General features: G+C 67.6%; 20 protein-coding genes. 4 read left to right on the top strand and 16 right to left on the bottom strand.

Annotation, left to right across the window (positions count from 1 at the left end; genetic code table 11):
• Window positions 1-323: 323 nt before the first annotated feature.
• From QO207_RS25985 to QO207_RS25965, 5 genes are read right to left on the bottom strand one after another with little or no spacing between them, the layout of a single operon-like run.
• Window positions 324-851: a cytochrome C gene (locus tag QO207_RS25985; protein WP_301535137.1), complete on the bottom strand. Its 528-nt coding sequence runs from the start codon at window positions 849-851 to the stop codon at window positions 324-326.
• Between the two features lie 17 nt (window positions 852-868).
• Window positions 869-1390, bottom strand: a complete 522-nt coding sequence (locus tag QO207_RS25980) for a methylamine dehydrogenase light chain (RefSeq protein ID WP_045217996.1) — start codon at window positions 1388-1390, stop codon at window positions 869-871.
• 17 nt (window positions 1391-1407) lie between these two features.
• A complete protein-coding gene (gene mauD, locus QO207_RS25975; RefSeq protein WP_301535136.1) occupies window positions 1408-2034 on the bottom strand; it encodes a methylamine dehydrogenase accessory protein MauD in 627 nt (208 codons plus the stop codon).
• Between the two features lie 4 nt (window positions 2035-2038).
• Window positions 2039-2578, bottom strand: a complete 540-nt coding sequence (locus QO207_RS25970) for a MauE/DoxX family redox-associated membrane protein (RefSeq protein WP_192296067.1) — start codon at window positions 2576-2578, stop codon at window positions 2039-2041.
• Window positions 2579-2600: 22 nt separating this feature from the next.
• Entirely contained in the window at window positions 2601-3689 is a 1089-nt protein-coding gene (locus QO207_RS25965) for an amine dehydrogenase large subunit (protein WP_301535135.1), read from the bottom strand.
• A gap of 531 nt (window positions 3690-4220) precedes the next feature.
• Between QO207_RS25965 and codB the strand changes: the two genes are divergently transcribed.
• Genes codB through codA form a run of 3 tightly spaced genes read left to right on the top strand, consistent with a single transcriptional unit; the run spans window position 4221 to window position 7952 of the window.
• The gene (codB, locus tag QO207_RS25960; protein WP_301535134.1) at window positions 4221-5480 is read left to right on the top strand and encodes a cytosine permease; all 1260 of its coding nucleotides are present in this window, start codon (window positions 4221-4223) and stop codon (window positions 5478-5480) included.
• Window positions 5477-6688, top strand: coding sequence for a PucR family transcriptional regulator (locus tag QO207_RS25955; RefSeq protein WP_301535133.1), 1212 nt, complete (start codon window positions 5477-5479; stop codon window positions 6686-6688). Before codB ends, QO207_RS25955 begins: the two co-directional genes overlap by 4 nt.
• A gap of 22 nt (window positions 6689-6710) precedes the next feature.
• On the top strand, window positions 6711-7952 hold the full coding sequence (gene codA / locus QO207_RS25950) for a cytosine deaminase (RefSeq protein WP_301535132.1): 1242 nt from the start codon (window positions 6711-6713) through the stop codon (window positions 7950-7952).
• An 843-nt stretch (window positions 7953-8795) separates the two neighbouring features.
• On the opposite strand, the gene lysA is transcribed toward codA, so the two are convergent.
• Window positions 8796-10040, bottom strand: a complete 1245-nt coding sequence (lysA, locus tag QO207_RS25945; protein WP_301535131.1) for a diaminopimelate decarboxylase — start codon at window positions 10038-10040, stop codon at window positions 8796-8798.
• A 79-nt stretch (window positions 10041-10119) separates the two neighbouring features.
• Window positions 10120-11055, bottom strand: a complete 936-nt coding sequence (locus tag QO207_RS25940; protein WP_301535130.1) for a LysR family transcriptional regulator — start codon at window positions 11053-11055, stop codon at window positions 10120-10122.
• 111 nt (window positions 11056-11166) lie between these two features.
• Here QO207_RS25940 and QO207_RS25935 point away from each other — a divergent pair, with 111 nt between their 5' ends.
• Entirely contained in the window at window positions 11167-11541 is a 375-nt protein-coding gene (locus QO207_RS25935) for a hypothetical protein (protein WP_301535129.1), read from the top strand.
• 378 nt (window positions 11542-11919) lie between these two features.
• Here QO207_RS25935 and QO207_RS25930 read toward each other — a convergent pair whose 3' ends face one another.
• The 9 genes from QO207_RS25930 to QO207_RS25890 form a co-directional block, all read right to left on the bottom strand.
• On the bottom strand, window positions 11920-12708 hold the full coding sequence (locus QO207_RS25930) for a hypothetical protein (RefSeq protein ID WP_301535128.1): 789 nt from the start codon (window positions 12706-12708) through the stop codon (window positions 11920-11922).
• 55 nt (window positions 12709-12763) lie between these two features.
• Window positions 12764-15853: an error-prone DNA polymerase gene (locus QO207_RS25925; RefSeq protein WP_301535127.1), complete on the bottom strand. Its 3090-nt coding sequence runs from the start codon at window positions 15851-15853 to the stop codon at window positions 12764-12766.
• Window positions 15850-17259: a DNA polymerase Y family protein gene (locus QO207_RS25920; protein ID WP_301535126.1), complete on the bottom strand. Its 1410-nt coding sequence runs from the start codon at window positions 17257-17259 to the stop codon at window positions 15850-15852. Before QO207_RS25920 ends, QO207_RS25925 begins: the two co-directional genes overlap by 4 nt.
• A 7-nt stretch (window positions 17260-17266) precedes the next feature.
• Window positions 17267-17881 (bottom strand): translesion DNA synthesis-associated protein ImuA, encoded by a 615-nt coding sequence (gene imuA / locus QO207_RS25915; protein ID WP_301535125.1) that lies wholly within the window; start codon window positions 17879-17881, stop codon window positions 17267-17269.
• 415 nt (window positions 17882-18296) lie between these two features.
• Window positions 18297-18512 carry a hypothetical protein gene (locus QO207_RS25910; RefSeq protein WP_301535124.1) on the bottom strand — a complete coding sequence of 72 codons (216 nt, stop codon included), beginning with the start codon at window positions 18510-18512 and terminating at the stop codon, window positions 18297-18299.
• Window positions 18513-18526: 14 nt separating this feature from the next.
• Window positions 18527-20563, bottom strand: coding sequence for a pyridoxamine 5'-phosphate oxidase family protein (locus QO207_RS25905; RefSeq protein WP_301535123.1), 2037 nt, complete (start codon window positions 20561-20563; stop codon window positions 18527-18529).
• A gap of 55 nt (window positions 20564-20618) precedes the next feature.
• The gene (locus QO207_RS25900) at window positions 20619-21242 is read right to left on the bottom strand and encodes a glutathione S-transferase family protein (RefSeq protein WP_301535122.1); all 624 of its coding nucleotides are present in this window, start codon (window positions 21240-21242) and stop codon (window positions 20619-20621) included.
• Between the two features lie 326 nt (window positions 21243-21568).
• On the bottom strand, window positions 21569-22471 hold the full coding sequence (locus QO207_RS25895) for a LysR family transcriptional regulator (protein ID WP_301535121.1): 903 nt from the start codon (window positions 22469-22471) through the stop codon (window positions 21569-21571).
• Window positions 22468-22800: LysR substrate-binding domain-containing protein (locus QO207_RS25890; RefSeq protein ID WP_301535120.1), on the bottom strand; the 333-nt coding region annotated here is incomplete at its 5' end. The genes QO207_RS25890 and QO207_RS25895, both read right to left, overlap by 4 nt.

Raw genomic sequence — 22800 nt, 5'->3', positions numbered from 1 at the left:
TCGCGCGCATGGCGCGCTCCTACAGGTTGCACCGAGTCGCCGGGAGCCCCGTTGTAGGATGGCGTGGAGCGCAGCGATACCCATCGATTCCTCGCACGACGGTGGGTATGCAGGGGCTCTTCGTAGGACCGAGGGGGACGCCCAGTCCTTGCTCGCGAACCGCTTGACGCCGAAGCAACCTGGGAATCCGTTCGCGAGCAAGCTCGCTCCTACAAATGGCCGATGCCGCTCTGGAAAATCGTTGCGCATAAAAAAGCCCGCAGGAGCTGCGGGCATCAGTGCGGAGGCAAACCAATCGGCGGGCAAGCCGCCGAAGCAATCACTCAGTACGCATCGCTCATCCCATCGGTAATGGTGATGCCCTGCTTGCGCATTTCCTGGATCAACCCGGCACGGGTGCCGGGCAGGTTCATCAGGGCCTGGTAGCGCGTGGCTTTGACTTCCTCGGCGGTGTAGGGCTTGAACTCGGCGGGCATGCTGGCGCCAGCCATGCCCTCCTTGCGCAGCAGCCAGTTGAGCAGGTCGGCCAGTTGCGCGTCGTTTAGCGCGGACTGGGACATGCCCGGTACGCGCACGAGGAATTGCCGGCCACCGTCCACCTTCAGGAAGTTGCCGACGAAGCCGTGCAGGCGCGGCGTGTCGTTGGCCTTGCTGCCGCTGCCTTCGGTGAGGTGGCAGCCGGCGCATTGCAGCTGGTAGTTGGTGGCCGGGGTGTAGCTCTGCTGGGAGATCGGCTTCTGCACCTCCTCGTTGCCGGGCGCCGGGCGCTGGTGCGGATCGGGGATCGCACGGGCCTGAGCGATGGGGGCGACCAGACTGCAGAGCAGGGCGCCGACAACGAGACTGCGCATGGGCTTTTCTCCCGACTTCAGACCGCGACGCCGCGGATGATGGTGACGGTGCAGTTGTAGATGCGCGATTCCGCGCCCAGGCACCAGTTGACGTCGTTGTTGTTGAACGGACGGTACAGCGGTTCCTCGCTCTCGTTGCGGGTACAGGCGCACTGGGAGCAGCTGTGCTTACCGCAGCAGTCGTTGTAGGAAATGATGTAGTCCTTGCCGTCCGCCGGGTTGCGGCAGGTACCGATCCAGGTCACTTGCGAGGCATCGGTGCCGGGCGGGCAGGAGGTGGTGGTGCCGCCGCAGCAGGTGCAGAGGAAGCCGTCGATGGAGCAGTAGCGCCAGTAGTCGCAGCTGTTCGGGTCACCCGGATCGCCGGCTTTGGGCGCCTCGGCGGCCAGGGCCTTGGAGGTGCGGTCGATCGGCAGGATGATCGGCAGGGCGGCGCCGGCCACCAGCAGCGAGCCGAAGCGGCCCAGCAGCTTGCGCCGCGAGGTGACGTTGGCCACCTGGCGGGAGGAGCGCTCGAACAGGTTGTCGAGGAATTTCATTCTTGTTCTCTCCGTGATCAGTGGCTGTGGCCGTGGCTGGCGTCGTGGGTGTGCACGTGGCCGGTGCCATTCATGTACTGCTGCAGGGTGGCGCTGCCCAGGTGCTCGACCTCGAACAGGCTGTCCAGGTGCTCACGGGAGTTCACCAGGCCCTTGGCGCGCAGGATGCCCTTGCTGTCGATCAACGCGGCGTAGGGCAGCTTGCCGATCTGGTAGGTCATGCCGACTTCCGGGCCGACCACGTAGGCGGATTTCTCCAGGCCGTGCTCGGCGATCAGCGCCTGCTGGGCGGCCATGTCGCCGTCGCTGACGTAGATCACTTCCAGCTCGCCGGCCTTGTCCTTGGCGATGGACTTGATCGCCGGCAGCAGCGATTTGCAGATCGGGCAGGTCGGCGAGAGGAAGAACAGCAGCTGGCCGCGCTCGCCTTCATAGCCGAAGTTGACCGGACGACCGTGACGGTCGGCGGCGGTGACTTTGGGGGCGGGCTCGTTGACCGCCACGCCCTTGTCGACCATCAGCGCGCCGGCCGGCGCGATGCGGCCGTGGAGGACGCCGATCTGGCGCACCAGCGCCATGACGGTGAAGGCGAGGGCGATGAGCAGCACCCAGAGAAGAATGTTGGAAACGATCAGACCTTCCATTTGTTCACCTTCCGATGAGTTTGAGCAGGCGAGGATGATTGGCCAGCAGGCCATCGGCCGCGGCATACAGGAGCAGGGCGACAGCGCTGGCGGCGAGGATCACGAAGGCGTCGAACACGCCCATCTCGCGGGCCTGCGGAGCGCAGGAAGCGATCAGGGCGAGCGCGGCGATGATCGCGTTGCGCAGCAGCAGCACCGGGCGCAGCGGTTGCATCTGGCCGGGGCCGGAGCAGCCGCAGTCGATGTCGCGGCGCCCGCGCCAGAGGTTGATGCCGATGGCGCCGGCATAGAACAGGATCAGCGCCGTGGCGGCCAGGGCCGCGACGTGGCGGCTCGCCGGCACCAGCAGGGCGAAGGCGACGACGCCTTCGACCACCGGCAGCACGCGGGCCACCGGGCCGACCAGCGAGGCCGGCAGCAGGCCGTAGTCTTCGACCTGGCGGGCGAAGCGCATCGGCGCGCGCAGCTTGTGGCTGGCGGCGCTGGCGAGCAGCACCGCAACGGCCACCGCACTGGCGATGATCAGGATCGGATCGGAAAACATATCCGTACCTCTCGGAGTGGTTTTAGTGGCTCAGGACCAGGATCGGCGTCTTGGCGATCTTGTCCATGGCGCCGTTGTACTTGCCGGTCTTCAGGTCGAAGATCTGCAGGCCGCCTTCGACGTCGGTGCCCAGCAGCAGCGGCTTGTCGTCGGTGGTGGCGTGCAGGCTCCACACCGGCTTGGGCGCTTCCAGGGTGCCGATCTTCTTCTGCGTCTTCAGGTCGTAGACCCAGATGAACGGGCTCGGGTCTTCCCATTTGCCGGCGCTGTGCTCTTCATGCATCAGCACGTACATGCGGTTCAGCTTGGGCGCTACGGCCATCAGCTGCCAGCCGCCGGTGCCCCAGCCTTTCTTGCGCTCTTCGTCGGTGGTCAGCGACCAGCTCGGCAGCATCTTCGGCTTGTCGCCGGAGACGTCTACCGGCTTGACCATGCCGTCAGTGGTCACGAAGAAGTAGGTCTCGCCCACGGCCAGGCCGCGTTCGTTGAGCTTCTCCTTGTTCGGGTCGAAGAAGGGAGTCTGGCTGCGGCCGACTTCCTTGCCGTCATCACCAATCTTGGTGATCTGCAGCTGGCCGTCACCGCACAGCGAGGCGAAGGCGCGCTTGCCCACCGGGTAGTTGAGCACGCAGCCGCTGATGGCGATTTCGCTGGCGACCTTCTTCTCCTGGGTGTCGACCACGGTGACCGAGGTGGACGGGGTGAAGTTGTAGATGTAGACGAAGCGGTCGTCGGAGCTGGTGCCCAGGGCGTACTTCTGGGTCAGGATCGAGGCGCGCTTGGCCGGGATTTCCACTTCCCACTTCGGACGCAGGTTCGAGGTGTCCCAGGCGGTCAGCACGTCGGTGCGCACGCCACGGGTGCCGCGGGAGTAGAAGGTATCGGCGGAGAACAGGGTCTTGGCGTCGTGGCTCAGGGTGGACGGAGCGACGAAGCCGGTGCTGACCATGCCGAGCATCTTCTTCTGCTCGGGGTCGACCACGGTGACGCGGCCGGCGATGAAGTTCTCGAACTCCACATCGACGATGTAGGCGCGGTGCGGAGAGGGCGGGAACGGCAAGACGTTCTCACCGATGCTCTCGGTCGGCAGCTCGGCGTGGGCTGCGCCCATCGCGAGGCACGTGCTCAGCGCGAGGACCGATGGAGCGAGGAACCTGGCGACGCTCATTGGCGGGTACTCCCTTTTTCTTGTTGGCGGGCTATCGGTTGTTATCGGGCCGTCTGCCAGGGGCGGACAGCGGACGGAACATTGAGGAGAGTCTGCCTGCGTCGGTTTGCAGCGGACTTGTTGTCCGTGCCATTTCCTTGTCTGGGGGTGACAGGGTGTCGCAGGGAGAAAGTGCAGCCCGCAAGCGGCGCACGTGGCGGGAATTCTGCCGAACGGCAGTGATCGATGTCAGGCGTTTCGTCTTTTTTGGTGCGAAAAAGCTGCATCGTGCCCTGAAAATCCGCACAATGCACATTTGAGCTATCTTGAAACGCCGTTACACCCACCGGAAGTGTGCATTGTGAACAGTTCACAATGTTCGACATGCTCAAAATTTCCGCGTCGTTCCTGATTGGCTTTTCCGGCCCGCTATTTGCGTTGGCCGGGAGTCCTCAACCAATCCTCGCGGAATGCCCCCCGATGAAAAAAACCTCGATGAGTTCCCCCAGTGAGTTCCCCCTGAGCGCGACGCCCAGGGAAGGGCGCAAAGGCCTGCTGCCCATCGCCATGGTCCTGTTCAGCTTCACCTTCTTCACCGGCACCATGTTCGCCGGCGGCAAGATCGGCATGGCCTTCGACTTCGTCGACATGCTCTGGGTCGCCTTCATCGGCAACGTGCTGCTCGCCATCTACGCCGCCTCCCTGGGCCTGATCGCCTCGCGCAGCGGCCTGAACACCGTGCTGATGGGCCGCTTCTGCTTCGGCGAGCGCGGCAGCAAGCTGTCCGACTTCCTCCTCGGCTTCGCCGAACTGGGCTGGTACGCCTGGGGCACCGCCACCGTGGCCATCGTGCTGGTGAAGATGCTGTCCCTGCCGGAGTGGCTGAACATCCCGCTGATGGTGGTCTTCGGCCTGCTGTTCTCGATCACCGCCATCATCGGCTTCAAGGGCCTGGACATCATGTCCCGCGTGTCGGTGCCGCTGATGTTCATCCTGCTGGTGGCGTCCATGGTCATCGCCACCGACAAGGCTGGCGGCTGGAGCGGCCTGCTGGCGAAGGAACCGAGCCAGACCCTGACCTTCTCCGCCGCCGTGACCATGGTCTTCGGCACCTTCGCCAGCGGCGCGACCCAGGCCTCCAACTGGACCCGCATGGCCCGCAGCGGGCGCATCGCGGTGATCGCCAGCGTGGTCGCCTTCCTCATCGGCAACGGCCTGATGATCGTCGCCGGCGCCTGGTGCGCCATCGTCTACCAGAACGCCGACATCGTCGAAGTCATGGTGCTGCAGGGCCTGTCCTTCGCCGCGGTGATCATGCTCTGCCTGAACCTGTGGACCATCCAGGGCCCGACCATCTACAACGTCTCTGCCGCCGCCTGCCACCTGGTGCGCAGCGAGCGTCGCCGGACCATGACCCTGCTGGCCGCCGGCATCGGCATCATCCTCGCCATCGGCGGCATGTACGAATGGCTGATCCCGTTCCTGGTGCTGCTGGGCTCGATCATCCCGCCGCTGGGTGGCGTGATCATGGCCGACTACTGGTACCGCAACCGCGGTGAGTACCCGGCGCTGGTGGGCAACCACATCCCGGCGTTCAACGTCACCGGTCTGGTGTCCTACGCTGTCGGTGCAGGTCTAGCCTACGCCTCGCCGTGGATCGCGCCGCTGGTGGGCATCGCCGCTTCGGCCATCTGCTACATCGTCCTCACCGAAGTCACCCGTGCCCGCGCGCCGGTGGCCGAGCCGCGCGCTTGAGCCTGAGCGTCGAGGAAATCCTCCGCCTGCCGGGGCTGGAAAGCCTCGCGCTGCGGGCCGGCGCGCGCAACGTGCATCGCAGCGTGCGCTGGTCCTACGTGGCGGAGAACGTCGGCATCGCCGACTGGGTGATGGGCGGCGAACTGGTGTTCGTCACCGGCATCAACCACACCCGTGACGAAGCCAACCTGCTGCAGCTGGTGCGCGAAGGCGTCGCCAGCGGCATCGCCGGCATCGTCATCCTCACTGGCGACGAATTCATCCAGCGTATCCCGCGATCCGTGGTGCTGCTGGCCGAAGCCGAAGGGCTGCCGCTGATTGAGCAGCCCTACGCGCTGAAGATGGTCATCGTCACCCACCTGATCGGCACCGCGCTGGTGCAGATGACCCAGGTGAAGACCTCGCGCCGCGACATCCTTGGCCAACTGCTCAGCGGCGATTACCCGAGCCTGGAGATCGTCCGTCGTCGTGCCCAGCATCTGGAGCTGCCACTGGAGACGCCACGGCGCCTGGTGGCGCTGCGGTTGTCGGGCGTCGACACGCTATTCCAGCAGCAGGAGCCGGAAGAAGCCGAGCGCGCGCTGCAACTGACCCGCCAGCGCCTGCTCGACCATCTGGAGAACTGGCAGCAGGAACGCCCCGAGCGCCTGCCGGTGGTGAGCCAGGGCGACCTGTTCGTCCTGCTGTTGGCAGATGCCGAGCGCGCCGAGCTGCATGCCCTGGCTGCCGAGTTGCAGCAGGAGCTGGCGCCGCTGCGTGCCTATCTCGGACTGTCCGCCCGCGCCGAGTCCTGCGCCGAATTCCCCCGCGCGCTGCTCGAAGCCCGCCAGGCGCTCGACGTCGCTGAAGGCATGCAGGCGCCCGCCGGCTGCTGCGACTACCGTGAGCTGGGCGTGCTGCGCCTGCTGCGGGCGATCCCCGATCGCGTGGTGGTCGAGCAGTTCATGAAGGACACCCTCGGCCCGCTCAACGATGCGGGCCGCAAACAGCCGCAACTGCTGATCGAGACGCTCGACGCGCTCGTCCAGGAGGGCGGCAATGCGCTCAGGGCGGCACAGCGCCTGGGCATCCACCGCAACACCCTGAACCAGCGGATCGCGCGCATCGAAGCACTCAGCGGCCAGTCCCTGGACGACGCGCAATTCCGCCTGAATACCTCCGTGGCGCTGCTCATCTGGCGCATGTCCAATGCGCCGCGCCACGAATAGCCTGAAGAGGACCTCCGAGCCCATGAAAATCATCAACGCCTCGCTGCGCAAGCAGACCGGCCTGTTCACCATCCGCTGCGAAGGCGACGTCATCGCCGAGGTCGTGCAGCAATCCGGCACCGTGGCCGCCAGCGGCGACGACATCGACGCCCGTGGCAACCTGGCCATCGCACCGCTGGTGGAGCCGCACATCCACCTCGACGCCACCCTGACCGCCGGCGAGCCGGAATGGAACATGAGCGGCACCCTGTTCGAGGGCATCGAGCGCTGGGCCCAGCGCAAGGAAACCATTACGCACGAGGACACCAAGTCCCGCGCCCACACCACCATCCGCATGCTGGCCGCCCACGGCATCCAGCACGTGCGCACCCACGTCGACGTGACCGACCCGACCCTCGCCGCACTCAAGGCCATGGTGGAGGTGCGTGAAGAAGCGCGGCACCTGGTGGACCTGCAGATCGTTGCCTTCCCGCAGGAGGGCATCGAGTCCTACGAGGGCGGCCGCGAGCTGATGGAAGAAGCGATCCGCCTGGGCGCGGACGTGGTCGGCGGCATCCCGCACTTCGAGAACACCCGCGAGCAGGGCGTCAGCTCGATCAAGTTCCTGATGGACCTGGCCGAACGCACCGGCTGCCTCGTCGACGTGCACTGCGACGAGACCGACGACCCGAACTCGCGCTTCCTCGAAGTGCTCGCCGAAGAAGCCCGCGTGCGCGGCATGGGCGGTCGCGTCACCGCCAGCCACACCACGGCCATGGGCTCCTACGACAACGCCTACTGCTCCAAGCTGTTCCGCCTGCTCAAGCGCTCGGGCATCAACTTCGTCTCCTGCCCGACCGAGAGCATCCACCTGCAGGGTCGCTTCGACACCTTCCCGAAACGCCGCGGCGTGACCCGCGTGGCCGAGATCGACCGCGCCGGCATGAACGTCTGCTTCGGCCAGGACTCGATCAAGGACCCGTGGTACCCGCTGGGCAACGGCAACATCCTGCGCGTGCTGGATGCCGGCCTGCACATCTGCCACATGATGGGCTTTGACGACCTGCAACGTGCCCTGGACCTGGTCACCGACAACAGCGCCCGCGCGCTGAACCTCGGCGCGCGCTACGGCATCGCCGCCGGCCGTCCGGCCAACTTCCTGGTGCTGGGGGTGGAGAGTGACTACGAGGCGGTGCGCCAGCAGACCAAGGCGCTGTACTCGATCCGTAACGGCCGCGTGCTGATGAAGCGCGAGCCGGAGCAGGTGGTACTGGCGGAAGGCTGATCGTCTGGGCGTATGACGGTGTGCGTCATACGCCTAATGCTGGGTTGCCCTGGTAGGGCGTACAACCGCTGGCGGTTGTACGCCGTTGCGTTTCATCGAGGGCTGGCCGGCTGCTGGTAGAAGCGAGCTTGCTCGCGAACCGCCCTCTGCGGTGGCCACAGGATTTCCTCGACGTAGGATGGGTGGAGCTTGCGATACCCATGCTGCCTGCGTGCCTGCGTGCCTGCCGTCTGGCCGGGTAGGAGCACCCTGTAGGAGCGGACCTTGTCCGCGATGCTCTTGCTTCGGATTGGGTGTGTATGCGCCGCTTCGGCATGCGCACGAACTTCCTGTTTCGCCCCCTCGGGCGACCTACTTTGGCAAACGCCCCAAAGTAGGCAAAGGTCTTGCCCCGGACATCCGGTTTTTCGCTTAGGCGAAAAATACCCTCGTTGAAACGAAGTTTCAGGGGCACGCCGCGAAGGGCCATCCCTGGCCCATCGCGGCTCTCGCGGCATCCATGCCGCTCAACCCCTGAAACTCCGCTTCAACGAGGCCTCCTGAACGGGGCCATTCGGAGTGCTCGGGTGTTTTTCTGGAAGTCTTTGAGAGCCAAAGCCAAAGCCAACGCGCTGCGGGACGTCTTGTCGTAGGAGCGGACCTTGTCCGCGAAATCCCCCGCGACGTACTCCGAGCTCCGGCAATACACCCGCCCCTGAATGCTGTTTGTAGGAGCGAGCTTGCTCGCGAACCGCACGGCGCAGACCGTAGGGCGCATAACGCGCCAGCGTTATCCGCCACGAAGCTATGCCTACGAAACGCCGGTAAGCCCGGCGTCGCGTCGCAACGAGGTGAACCCGGCAATCAGCCCAGGTCTTCTTCCAGCGCCAGCAGTTCCTCGACACGCTGACGACGGCGGATCAGCTTCGCCTCGGTGCCTTCAAGCAGGACTTCGGCGATCAGCGGGCGGCTGTTGTAGTTCGACGACATGGACGCGCCATAGGCGCCGGTGTCGTGGATCAGCAGCAGGTCGCCGACCTGAGTGCGCGGCAGGGCGCGGGGGATGACCACGCCGCCGTCGCCCTGGGTGAACACGTCACCGGACTCGCACAGCGGGCCGGCCACCACGGTATCGATCACCTCGCGGCTGGCGACGTCGCCGGCCAGCACGCTGATGGCGTGGTAGCTGCCGTACATGGACGGACGCATCAGTTCGTTGAAGCCGGCGTCCACCAGCACGAAGTGGTTGCGGCCGGCGTCCTTGGTGGCGCKGACTTCGCTGAGCAGGCAGCCGGACTGGGCGACCAGGTAGCGGCCCGGTTCGATCTCCAGGTGCAGCTTGTGGCCGACCACGGCTTCGGCGGCCTGGCGCGCCTTGTCCCACAGCTGGAAGTAGTGCGCGGTGTCCACTTCCGGGTCGCCGGCGCGGTAGGGAATGGACAGGCCGCCGCCGGCGGAGATGCCGGACAGGTCGTGGCCGGCATCCTTCACCTGCTGCACCAGGCCGAGCATGGCTTCGCCGACCTGGGCCAGGTGGCCGTAGTCGACGCCCGAACCGATGTGCATGTGCAGGCCGACCAGGCGCAGGCCGCGCTCGCGGATCACGTCCAGGGCGGCGCGCAGGTCGCTGTGCCAGATGCCGTGCTTGGAGTGCTCGCCGCCGGTGTTGGTCTTGTTGCTGTGGCCGTGGCCGAAACCGGGGTTGATGCGCAGCCACACCGGGTGGCCGGGGGCGACGTCGCCCAGCTGGCGAAGCATGTCGATGGAGCCGGCGTTCACCGGAATGCCGTGCTCGACCACGGTTTCCAGGGTGGCGCGGTCCAGCAGGTCGGCGGTGAAGACGATCTCGGACTCATCCTCGCGGCACGAGTAGCCGGCGGCCAGGGCGCGCAGCAGTTCGCCCTGGGATACGGCATCGACCTTCACGCCCTGTTCGCGCATCAGGCGCAGGATGTGCAGGTTGGAGCAGGCCTTCTGGGCGAAGCGGATGATGTCGAAGCTCTTCAGGCGCTCGATCTGGCTGCGGATGGTGGCGGCGTCGTAGATCCACAGCGGGGTGCCGAATTGCAGGGCGAGCTGTTCGGCGCGGGGCAGGGCGAGGGAAGTCATGAATGGGCTCCGAAAGTAGATGGCGCTAGTCTACCGGCCCTTTGCATGACTGAATAATGCCGCTTGTTATCGGATCAATTCAATTTTGATATAGGGTGCAGCCGACGCCGGCTTCGCGCAGGCGCTGCACCAGCACGCCAGCCTCGGCCTGCAGGGCCGCGACGAAGCGTTCGCGCAGCGGTGTGGCGGGGCGGTACAGCGGTTTCGCCACGCTGACCTGGAAGGGCAGTGAGAAGGCCAGCGGGCGCAGCTGAATGCCCTGGCCCTGGAACATCAGCGCGGTGATCGGGTTGACCACGGCCAGGCCCAGGCCGGCGCGGACCATGCTGCACACCGAGACGGCGCTGTGGGTTTCCACCTGCATCTGCCGCTGCACGCCAGCGCCGAGGAACACGGCGTCGATCAGGTGGCGGTAGCGGTCGCTGGTGGCCAGGCTGACGAAGGGCAGGCCGGCGAAGTCCGCGGCTTCCAGGCGCTCGCGGGCCAGCAGCGGGTGGCCGTCCGGAAGGATGCACACCTCGTCCACCGCCAGTAGCGGCTGCAGCTCGGTGCCGCGCGGGGCGTCGTCGTTCTCGATCAGGCCGATGTCGTGGTGCTGGGCGCTGAGCGCCTCTTCCAGATGAGGTGATTCGAGCGCCGCCACTTCCAGGCTGATGGCCGGGTTTTCCCGGCTGAAGCGCTTGCAGGCTTCCGGCAGCAGCGCCTGGGTCAGCGCCGGCAGGCAACCGATGGAGAACTTGCCCTCGGCGAACTGCCCCAGGCTGTCGGCGAAGGCGACGATGCGCTCCAGCCCGGTGAAGGAGCGCTCCACTTCCTCGAACAGCATCAGCGCCCGCGCCGTTGGCGCCAGCCGCCCGCGCTCGCGCAGGAACAGCTCGAAGCCGACCAGTTGCTCCAGCCTGGCCAGCTCGCGGCTGACGGTAGGCTGGCTGGTGTGCAGGAACACCGCGGCGCGGGTGACGCTGCCGGTGGTCATGACCGCGCGGAAGACTTCGATGTGGCGGAGGGTGATCATGCTCGGGGCCGGAATGAAGAATGGCGGCAGCGTAAGGCGTCGGCGCGCTATTTCGCAAATCGGCCGGGGTTGTGTAGTGTCGGGCGGTCATGCAAATGAGCGACAAGGCTGATGGAAGGCGAACAATCCGTATCTGGTGAGCCCGGGCTGGTCCGGCTGGCGTGCTGGGTTTTTCTGGGGGCTTTGCTGGCCCTGGCACTGGGGGCGGCCGGCATGGCGCTCGCGATGTTCCTGGTCATGGGCAGCGATATCTGGGCGCTGAGCGACTATGGCCGCTTCCACGCCATCTTCGATCCGGCGCTGGTGTGCGGCGCGTTGTTTGCGCTGGGGCAGATCTTCTGGCTGATGCTGCGCAGCCGCCGGGCTCGCGTGGTGTTGGTGCTGCTCTATGCGCCGTTGGCCTTGCTCATCTGGGTGGGGTTCACCGGGCCCTATCTGTTTTCGTTGTCGGTGGGGGAACTGGTCATATACCTGCTGGGAGGCTGAGCGCTCTGGGTAGGATGGGTGGAGCGCAGTGTTCTGCAGGGATTTGATGGGTATCGCTGCGCTCCACGCCATCCTACGAAGCAGTAGTCCTGCTGCACCTGTAGGGCGAATAACGCCTCAGGCGTCATCCGCCGCAATGGCGGATAACCCGTTCCGGGTTATGCGCCCTACGCTAGTGTTCGGCGCCAGGCGGGTTCGCGAGCAAGCTCGCTCCTACAAAGAGCACACGGCGCAAACCTGAGCCTGTAGGAGCGAGCTTGCTCGCGAACCGCACAACACGTCGAACTTCACGGTGGGCAGGAGGGCGCATTACGCCTCAAGCGTTATCCGCCGCAACGGCGGATAACCCGTGTCGGGTTATGCGCCCTACGTTGCGGATCACCCTCCGGCGCGCTCGCACCAACCCAGGTTGGTCTTGGCGGCGCGGACCTGGCGCAGGTAGCCGTCGCAGTCCGCTGGGGGCAGGTAGCGATCGCCGCTGTCGCAGATGGCGGTGTTGTCGTCCTGGGGGCCGCTGTAGCGCTTGGCGTCCTCGATCATCGATTCCAGCGTGCTGCGGCAGGCCTTGCCCTGGCCGAGCTTGGCCTGGGTCAGGGCCAGGTCATTGCGGGTGGCCAGTTCGTCCAGCCAGTGGAGAGTGGTCTTGCAGTCGCTCAGCACTGGGGCGAGCAGGCGTTCGGCGCCGGCGTAGTCCTTGCTGTCGTAGAGCTTCTTGAAGCGATTGCGGGTCTGGCGCAGGGCTTCGGTGCTGCAACCGGCTGCCGGCTTCAGGTAGCTGCCGTCGAAGCTCGCGCGGGCGCCGCAGTAGCCCCGGCAGTTCTCGTTCTGCTCGTTGCTGACTTCGATGCCGTTGTCCTGCCACTTGAACTTCACGTTGCACACGCCTTCCTGCCAGTCCTCATGCAGGTTGGCCTCGCCGTTGCGGATGCTGCCGTCCAGCGAGCAGGAATGGCCGTTGGCGCCGAGGGATTCGAGGCTGAAACCCTGTTGGCCATTGGCGGCCTTCTGGATGATCAGGGTGCCCCAGCCACCCTTGGCCAGATATTCCCCGGCGGGCAGCGTGGTATCGGCGGCCAGTGCTGTGAAGGAGAGTGCTGTGAAGGAGAGTGCCGTGCCGGTGAGTGCGGCAAATAGCAGAGGGAGCAGCGAGCGTCCGTTCGATTTCATGGGTCCATCCAGGGTTTGCATGAGGGGGGCGCATGATACCGCCGGGAGCCGGGGACTAGTGGAAATCCCGGCTGCGCACATCCAGCCCCTCCAGCAACCCGCTGAGGTCGGTCAGCCGCCCGGCGATCACATGGCGCACGCCGTCCTTGGCTTCCAGGGTGCCGTCCACCTGCATCAGGCGGGCGCTGAGGAAGGGGCGGCGCTGCTGTTCGGCGAGGTCGCGCCAGACGATCACGTTGATCATGCCGAACTCGTCTTCCAGGGTGACGAAGGTGACGCCGCTGGCCGTGCCGGGGCGCTGGCGACCGACCACCAGGCCGGCAACGCGCACCGGGCGGTCGGCTTCCAGCGTGGTGAGTTCCTTCGAGCTGCGGCAGCGGCGCGCCTTGAGGGCGCCGCGCAACAGGGTCATGGGGTGCGGGCCGAGGGTGGTGCCGAGGGTCGCGTAGTCGGTGAGCAGGTCTTCGCCGCGGCTGGGCAGCGGCAGGCTGACCGGCTCTTCCTCGGTGGCCTGGCCGGCGAACAGCGGCAGTTGCGGCTCGACCCCGGCAATCGCCCAGCGTGCCTTGTGCCGGTGGCCGGCGAGGCCGCGCAGGGCGCCGGCGTCGGCCAGCTGTTCGCGGGCGCGGCCGTCGAGATGGGCGCGCAGGCAGAGGTCGGCGACATCGGTGAAGGGGCGCTGCTCGCGGGCCTGGGCGATGGCATTGGCGACTTCCTCGCGCAGCCCGCGCACCATGCGCAGGCCGAGGCGGATCGCCGGTTGGCGCTCGGCAATGGGTTCCAGGGTGCAGTCCCAGTGGCTGTGGCGCACGTCCACCGGGCGAATCTCCAGGCCGTGGCGGCGGGCATCCTGCAGCAACTGGTCGGGGCTGTAGAAACCCATGGGCCAGCTGTTGATCAGCGCACAGGTGAAGGCCGCCGGCTCGTGGCATTTCAGCCAGCAGCTGGCGTAGGTGAGCAGGGCGAAGCTGGCGGCGTGGGACTCGGGGAAGCCGTAGCTGCCGAAGCCCTTGATCTGCTCGAAGATGCGCGCGATGTATTCCTGCTGGTAGCCCTTGGCGGTCATGCGCTCGAACAGCCGCTGGCGGTGCGGTTCCAGTCCGCCGTGGCGTTTCCAGGCGGCCATGGAGCGGCGCAGGTGGTCGGCCTCGCCGGGCGTATATTCGGCGGCGATGATTGCCAGCTGCATCACCTGTTCCTGGAACAGCGGAACGCCGAGGGTGCGCTCGAACACCGGCTTGAGTTCCTCGGAGGGATAGTCGACCGGCTCCTCCTTGTTCCGTCGCCGCAGATACGGGTGGACCATGTCGCCCTGGATCGGGCCGGGGCGGACGATGGCGACCTCGATTACCAGGTCGTAGAAGGTCCTGGGCTTGAGCCGCGGCAGCATGGCCATCTGCGCGCGGGACTCGATCTGGAACACGCCCACGGTGTCGGCGCGGCTGATCATTTCGTAGGTCTTGGCGCACTCCTGCGGCAGCGTGGCGAGGGTCCACTGCTTGCCGCGATAGTCGGCGATCAGGTTGAAGCAGCGGCGCAGGGCGCTGAGCATGCCGAGGGCGAGCACGTCGACCTTGAGCAGGCCGACGGCGTCGAGGTCGTCCTTGTCCCACTGGATCAGGGTGCGCTCGGGCATCGCCGCGTTCTCCACCGGTACCAGGGTTTCCAGCGGCTGCTGGGAGATGACGAAGCCGCCGGGGTGCTGTGACAGGTGCCGGGGGAATCCGACCAGTTGCCCGGTCAGGGCCAGCACGCGGCGCAGGATCGGGCTTTCCAGGTCGAAGCCGGCCTCCAGCAGGCGTTCGGGCGGTGGCGCCTCGCGGCTCCAGGCGCCGCAGCAGTCGGCCAGCGCGCCGACCTGGTCCGGCGGCAGGCCCAGCGCCTTGGCCACGTCGCGCACCGCGCCGGCGCCGCGGTAGGTGCTGGCCACGGCGGTGAGCGCGGCGCGGCTGCGGCCGTAGCGCTGGAACACGTACTGGATGACTTCCTCGCGGCGGTCATGCTCGAAGTCGACGTCGATGTCCGGCGGCTCGTTGCGCTCGCGGGAGATGAAGCGCTCGAACAGCAGCTTGGCCTTGGACGGGTCCAGCTCGGTGATGCCGAGGGCGAAGCAGACCACCGAGTTGGCCGCCGAGCCGCGTCCCTGGCAGAGGATGCTCTGGCGGCGGGCGAAGGCGACTATGTCGTGGACGGTGAGGAAGTAGCTGTCGTAGCCCAGCTCGGCGATCAGCTCCAGCTCGTATTCCACCTGCGCGCGCGCTTTTTCTGTCTCGCCATCCGGCCAGCGGCGCCTGATGCCTTCCTCGGTTTTCTCACGCAGCCAGGTGGTGGGTGTATGCCCCTCGGGCACCAGCTCGCGCGGGTACTGGTATTTCAAATCCTCGCCCAGGTCGAAGGAGCAGCGCCCGGCGATCTTCAGCGTCTCCGCCAGCAGCTCGGCCGGGTAGATCGCCGTCAGCGCCTCCCACGGCCGCAGATGGCGCTCGCCGTTGGGGTAGAGGTGCTGGCCGGCCTCGTGTACCGGCAGGTGCTGGCGGATGGCGGTCATGCAGTCCTGCAGGGCGCGGCGGCCGCGGGCGTGCATGTGCACGTCGCCGCAGGCCACGGCGGGAATCTCCAGGCGCGCGGCCTGTTCCTGCAGACGCCGTAGCTTGCCAGTGTCGTCCGGGCCCTTGTGCAGTTCGACGCCCAGCCACAGGCGCTCGGGGAACAGCTCACGCAGCCAGAGGCCGTCGTCGTCGCGGTCGTTCTTTGGCAGCCAGATCGCCAGCAGGTGGTCGAGCCTGCCGTCGAAGTCCGCGCGCACCAGGCGATAGCTGCCTTTTTCGGCGCGGCGGCGGGCATGGGTGAGCAGGCGGCAGAGGTTCTCGTAGCCGGCCAGGTTCTCCGCCAGCAGCACCAGCTTCGGGCCTTGCTCGATGCTCAGTTCGCTGCCGGTGATCAGCGCGATCTCGTGTTTCTTCGCCGCCTGCCAGGCGCGGACGATGCCGGCCAGGCTGCATTCGTCGGTGATTGCCAGCGCCTGGTAGCCGTGTTTCTTCGCCCGCGCGAACAGCTCGTCAGCGCTGGAGGCGCCGCGCTGGAAGCTGAAATTGGACAGGCAGTGCAGCTCGGCATAGCCGATGCCTTCGCTCTCCACGCTCATGCGAACCAGCCGTGCAGCAGCAGCGGACCGTCGTCGCCCACCGGACGGAACACCCAGGCGCGTTGGCCGCTGCGGGTGCGCACCTGGTAGTAGTCGCGGCGGATGTCCTCGCCGTCCCACCAGCCGGATTCGATGCGCTCGGGCCCGGCCAGCAGGGCCGGGGCGAACTCGCGCAGCGGCTGGGGTTCGGCCAGCAGCCAGCCGGGGCGAGGGGCTTCGGTGATGACCTGCAACGGTGTGGAGCTGCCTTGCCAGGCGCGCTCGGGACGATGGTCGGCGCGGCCACCGAGGCTGTGTACGGCGTCGTCACCCAGTCGCGCGCGCAGGCGTTCGCGCAGTTGCTCCCAGGGCAGCGATTGCTGCGGGCGGTCGTCGAACAGCTCGCGGTGCTGCGGCACGAAGGCCGGCAGGTCGTCGGCCAGCAGCCGCACGCTGTGCACCGGGGCGCGCAGTTGCAGTTGTTCCAGGCGGCCACGGGTCAGCTCGAAGAGCATCGCCGCCTCGCGCTCGGCGCTGAGCAGGCCGACCGGCATCTGCGTGTCGCTGCCTTCGTGGTGCTCCAGATGCAGGACGAAACGCTGCACGCCGCTGTCGCGACCGGCGAGGAAGGCGGCGAGGTCGGCGGTCAGGCGGCGCAGCGGGAACAGCAGCGCCTGGGTGGATTCCACGTCGAAGTTCAGCTCGATACGCGACTCGAAGTGGTCCGGTGGCCGGTAGAACTCCAGGGCTAGCGGGCGCTGGCCGAGCAGGGTGTCGACCTGTCGCAGCACCTGCGGCGGGAAGCGCCGGGCCAGGCTCTCGCGCGGCAGGGCGAGCAGTTGCTGCAGGCTGCGCAGGCCCATGCGGCCCAGCGAAGTGGCAGCGTCGCGCTCCAGGCCCAGGCGTTCCAGCGGCATCTTCCCCAGGTACTGGCGCAACTGGTCGTTGTCGTGGATCGCCAGGCCGTCGTGGCCGTTGGCGAGGATGCGCGCGGCGGCCGGGTTGGGCGCGGCGGTGATGCGGTGGCGGAAGCCGAGTCCGTTCAACTCCTCGCGCAGGCGTGCCTCGAAGCGCGGCCAGGGGCCGAACAGTTGCAGGCTGGACTGCACCTCCAGCAGCAGTGCGCGCGGGTAGTGCTGGCTGACCTGCGAGCTGAAACCGTAGGCCCAGGCGGCCAGCAGGTTCTGCCAGCGCTGCACTTCGCGCAGGTCGTACTCGGCGCTGGCGAATTCGCGGCTCAGGGCCTGGGCCGCGGTGAGCGACTGGCCGGGCTTGAGCCCCAGCGCCCGCGCAGCCGGGTTCACCGCCTGCAGCACGCGGCGCTGGGTCGGCCCGGTGAGCAGCGCCAGGGCGGCATCCGGCTCGGCGCGGCCGCGCAGCACGCCGTCCATCGCCAGTTGCGGCAGGAGAATGCAGGCCCAGAGCATACCGGCCTCAGTGCCAGGGCAATGGGATGGGCCGCGCCGGCGCCAGGCCGCCACGGCACTTGAGCACGCGCAGCTGCGCCGGGTTGGCATCCAGCGCCAGGCGCAACGCGGCGGGCGACGGGTTGAGTGCTTCACGTTGCGAGCGGTAGGCGATGGCCAGGGTCTGCCCGGTTTCGGCGGCCACCTGCAGGCGGCGCAGGGCACGGTCGTCGGCCTGCTGCGGCCAGCACAGCACGGCGCCGCAACTGCCCGAGCGCAGGCACTGCTCGGCGGCCCAGAGCGCATCGCGGCCAGTCGCCTGGACGATGGCGAGCTGGTCCAGCGCAACGCCAGCGGCCTGCCAGGCGGCCGGGTAGGGCACATGGGGCGGCGCGACCAGCACGATGCGTTCGCCTGCCGCGCTGAGTCGCGCCAGGGTCGGCCAGACCAGTTGCAGCTCACCGGTGCCTTCGGCGGCCAGGAGGATTTCGCTGAGCGCCGCTTCCGGCCAGCCACCGCTGGGCAGGGCGGCGTCCAGCACGGCATGGCCGGTGGGCTGCTGGCTGGGCGGCAGGCCCTGGGGCTGCCCCTTCCAGACCTGGCGCTGGTGGAACAGGGTATCGAGCGCAACCACGCTGCCCATCACGGCCTCCCGGCCGGCGAGCGGCGACAGTCATGCGCCCGGCAGGATAGCCGGGGGGGGGCGATGGGTTGGCGGGGCATTGGATGGCTCGGAATGTGCTGTATGGATATACAGTTTATCCGGTGGGAAGGTGCCGTCAATGGCGGTTGGTCTGGAGGTTGTTCAGACGCGCAGAGCGTCCTCTGTAGGAGCAACGGTCTTCTTCTGAAAATCCTTGCCGGGGGGGCTCCCTCTCCCTAACCCTCTCCCTGAAGGGAGAGGGGACTGTACGGCATCAAGCGGAACTCCGTGCCTGCCGGCCATACCGGGCGGCTCCCACTCCCTTCGGAGCGAGGCGCGCAGCCAGGGCGGGAGAGAGGGCTGGGGTCGGCACAGGATTTTCCAGTTAGGAGCGGGCTATGTCCGAGAACAACGCCTAGAAAGCCCACTTGAGCCAGCGCGTCACTGCTGTGCCGATCTCCAGGGTGCGTGAGCGCGATGGGCAGCCTGGTGTCGAGATCAGCTGTGGCAGCAGGAAACCGACTTCCGTTTCGGTCGGGCCGCAGAAGCCTGGCTCGGGGGCGTCGAGGAGCTCTTCGCTCCAGTGCGGGAAGCGCTCGCTTCCACTCTCGAATGCAGTCAGTGCGTTCATGATCATTCGCCTCCCTAGATATCCAGCACCAGCGGTTGCACGCCGCTGTCGTCCTGCGCCGGGATGGCGCAGCAGATCAGTGCGCTGCCGGCTTCGGGCATCTCCGCCGGCGGGTTGGGGTAGTGCACCTGGCCGCTGACGATCTTCGTCCGGCAGGTGCCGCAGGAGCCGCCGCGGCAGCTGAAGTCGGGGGACAGGCCGCGGGCTTCGGCCAGCTCCAGCAGGGTGCCGCTTTCCGGCTTCCAGCGGGCTTCCTTGGCGGAGCCGGCGAAGTACACCGGCACCGGTTCGGTGGCGGCGGGCGGTTGTACCAGCGTCGGCGCCTGGCCGTCGCCCTGGCGCTTGAGGGTCGAGGGGCCGAAGGTTTCGGCGTGGATACGCGCGTCGGCAATGTTCAGCCCGCGCAGGCCGTCGTAGATCGCCTGGGTGAATTCGCCGGGGCCGCAGACGTAGAAGTCGTAGTCGTCCAGCGGCAGGCGGGCCTTGATCGCGTCGATGTCCAGACGCCCGACCTGCTCGAAGTCGCGGCCGGCCAGCGCCTCGGGTTCCGGGCGGCTGAGGGCGCGATGGACTTGCAGTTGTGGGGCGCGTTGGCGCAGCTCGGCGATCTCGCGCTGGAACGGAAGCTGGCTCAGCGTCCGTGCGGATTGGAACAGGTGCACGCGCCGCGCCGGCCCGGCTACCAGCTCGCGCAGCATCGACAGCAGGGGAGTGATGCCCACGCCGGCGCCGATCAGTACCACCGGGCGTTCGTTATCGGTCTTGAGGGTGAAGCTGCCCATGGGCGCGCGGACCTGCAGGCGGTCGCCGACACCAACCTGTGTGTGCAGGTGCTGGGACGCCGGCCCCTGGGCCTTGACGCTGATGCGCAACTCGCCATCCGACGGCGCGCTGGAAAGGCTGTAGGTGCGGATCAGCGCCTGGTCGCCAACGCTCAGGCGCACGGGAAGGTGCTGGCCCGGCGCGAAGTTCACGGTAACGTCGGTCGGCGGTTGCAGGTAGAAGGAGCGGATGTCCTCGCTTTCCTGCTCCACGCGCAGCACTTGCCAGTCCTGCCACTGCTGGCGCTGTTCACGCTCGCGCAGTTTTGCGTCGGCCTCGGCCCAGGTGCCCGTCATCAGGCTGGTGGGCGAGTACTCCTGGAAGCTCCAGCGGATCGCCAGAGCACTGCGGCGCAGCACGGCGCTCTCCACGTCCAGAGTCCACAGGCGTTCGGCGCCTTCGAAGGCGGCCAGCAGCGGGCTGTCGAAATGGATTTCGCTGCGGCCATGCAGTTGCAGCACATCGCCGCTGACGAAGTCGACGAACAGCAGTCCGGCCTGCGGGTTCACCTGCAGGTTGCCCAGGGTGTTGAAGTGCAGGTTGCCAGCGTAATCGGGGATGGTCAGGCGATTGCCGGATACTTTGACGAAACCCGGACGGCCGCCGCGGTGGGAGACGTCCACCGAGCGCTGGCCGTCCTCGTGCTGCACGTAGCTGGCGACGAAGAAGGTGTCGGCGTTGCCGATGATGGTCGCCAGCTCGTCGTTCAGTTCGGCGAAATCCTCGCGCGGAGCACGCTGGCTATAGCGCTGCTCGTCGCGGTTCCACTCGCGTTTCTGGATGTACTGCGGGCAGTTGCCGAAGGAATGCTCGACGGCCACCGACAGCCGCGCGCCATCGACCGGCTGGAGGATGCCGTTCATGCGGTTGCGCCGCCGGGTGTGCAGCTCGATGCCGAGCAGGCCGATCGACTGGCCGGCTTGCAGGCCGCTGGCGGCCGGGTCCTGGCTGTCGGGCTGGCTGTCGAGCAGCAGGCTCTTCGGGTCGGGGGAGGTGACGAAGCCTTCGGCGCCTTCGAGCAGGGTCGCCCAGGGCCGGCCCAGGTCGTCCACGGCGCCGGCGATGATGAAGGGCAGCTGGTGGTAGAACTCGCGGTGCTGGTCGGGCATGTAGTCGCGGATGACTTTCTGGCCGTGGACTTCCATGCGCTCGGCGACCCCGACGCGCTCCTGGATGACCTTCTCACCAGCGTGCCAGGGGGAATGACGGTGTTTGGGCAACTGGAACATGGTGCTCACCTCGCGACGAAGTGGCTGCCGGGTCGCCCCGGCAGCGCGGGTTGCATCAGGCTTGCAGGCCGATGGCGGTGCGCGGCATCGGCACGAAACCGGGCAGGGCCTCGACGCGGGCCAGCCAGGCGCGCAGGTTCGGGTAGTCCTGCAGGGAGACGTTGCCCTCCGGCGCGTGGGCGATGTACGAGTAGTTGGCGACGTCGGCGATGGTCGCTTCGGTGCCGACGAGGAAGGGCGACTTGGCCAGCTCGCGCTCCATCACCTGGAACAGGGTATGGGCGCGGGTGGCGACTTCCTCGGGGTTGAAGGCGGCGCCGAACACGGTGATCAGCCGTGCGGCGGCCGGGCCGTAGGCGACCTGCCCGGCAGCTACCGACAGCCAGCGCTGCACGTGGGCGGCGCCTTGCGGGTTTTCCGGCAGCCAGCGGCCGTTGCCGTATTTCTTCGCCAGGTAGACGAGGATGGCGTTGGAGTCGCTGACGATCACGCCATCGTCATCCAGCACCGGCACCTGGCCGAAGGCGTTCAGGGCGAGGAAGTCCGGGTGCTTGTGCGCGCCCTTGGCCAGGTCGACGAAGACCAGTTCGGCGGGCAGCTGCAGCAGCGAGAGCATCAGCTCGGCGCGGTGCGCGTGGCCGGACAGGGGGAAGTGGTAGAGCTTGAGGGCGTGGGCCATGACGGTGACTCCGGTGAGGGGTTTGAAGGCAGCGCCGAGTCGCCGGGTGGCGGGTTGCTCGTGCTGATGGATGAATGCTGCGCGCGATGGGCCGCGGGCAGAATCGCCAGGGTGGGCAATCCAGCGTTTCAGAAAGTGGAAGAATCGGATGGGGGCGAGGGCGTTTTACGTGCTGGAGAGCAACGGTGCTGTGCGGTTCGCGAGCAAGGACTGGGCGTCCCCCTCGCTCCTACAAGGAAGCTCCGGAGCCACCCTGTAGGAGCGAGCTTGCTCGCGAACCCCCACAGTCGCCGGCCACGCCGGCGCTGCTCGGTCGAGGCTTGGGCTTAACCGCGCAAGGCCGGATGCGCGCGCAGCCGCGGCACGGCGAAGTCGAGGAAAGTGCGAACGCGGGCGGCGGCGCGGCGGCCTTCGCGGTAGATCAGTTGCACCGGCAGGCCGGGGGCGGCGTAGTCGTCGAGGACGATCTGCAACTGGCTGGCCTTCAGCTCGCGGTGCACTTCGTGGCTCAGGCAGCGGATCAGCCCCAGGCCCTGGGCGGCTGCGCGGATCGCGGCATTGGCGGTGCTGCAGGCCAGGCGCGGGGTGAGGCGCACCGAACGGGCGGCGTCCTGCTGGCGGAAGCGCCATTCGCTGACCGCGCCCTGGCTGCCGGTGGCGATGATGCTGTGGATCTTCAACTGCTCCGGCGACTGCGGCGTGCCGTGCCGGGCGAGGTAATCCGGCGCCGCGCAGATGATCGGCCGCACCGTGCCCACCGGCACGGCGAAGGCGGATGAATCGGGTAGCGCGCCAATCACCAGGGCAATGTCGATGCCGTCTTCCAGCAGGCGCGGCAGGTCTTCGCGGGTGCGGCTAGTGAGGCTGACTTCGGGGAACGCGGCGAGGTAATCCAGGGCGATGGGCGCGAAGACCTGGTCGGCCAGCAGCAGGGGCAGGGCGATCTGCAGCTGGCCGGCCGGGTGCGCGTGCAGGCCGCCGGCGGAGCCCTCCATTTCGGCGACAGCGCGCAGGATGTTCCGGCAGCTGGTGGCGAAGGCTTCACCACTGGCGCTCAGCTCGACGCCGCGCGGCCCGCGCAGCAGCAGTTCGCAGTGCAGGCGCGCCTCCAGCGCAGCGACAACGCGCATCACCGTGGCCGTGGACAGTTCCAGCTGGCGCGCGCCCGCAGCGAGGCTGCCGCAGCGCACCACGGCATCGAACACCTGCATCTCGCGGTAGCGGCTCACGGGCTGCCGGCTTGCAGCGCCGGGTCGACGCGCAGGCGTTCGGCGCAATGGGCGACGAAGCTGCGCACCTTGGCCGGCAGCCGCGCGCTGTCCTGGTAGAGCAGGTGGATGGGCAGCGGCGCGGTGGCGAAAGCGTCGAGGACGATCTCCAGCTCGCCCCGCGCCACGGCGTCGGCGGCCTGGTAGGAGAGCACGCGGGTATAGCCGCCGCCCAGGCGTGCGGCGTGGATGGCGGCGTTATTCGAGCTGACCACGAAGCGCGAGGGCGGGCGCAGCGTCAGCGCGCCTTGCGCGGTTTCGAACTGCCAGTCGGTGAGCAGCGCGCTGGT

Source organism: Pseudomonas sp. CAN1 (genome assembly GCF_030462585.1).
Classification (GTDB): domain Bacteria; phylum Pseudomonadota; class Gammaproteobacteria; order Pseudomonadales; family Pseudomonadaceae; genus Pseudomonas.
This window is presented reverse-complemented; position numbering and strand designations above follow the sequence as displayed.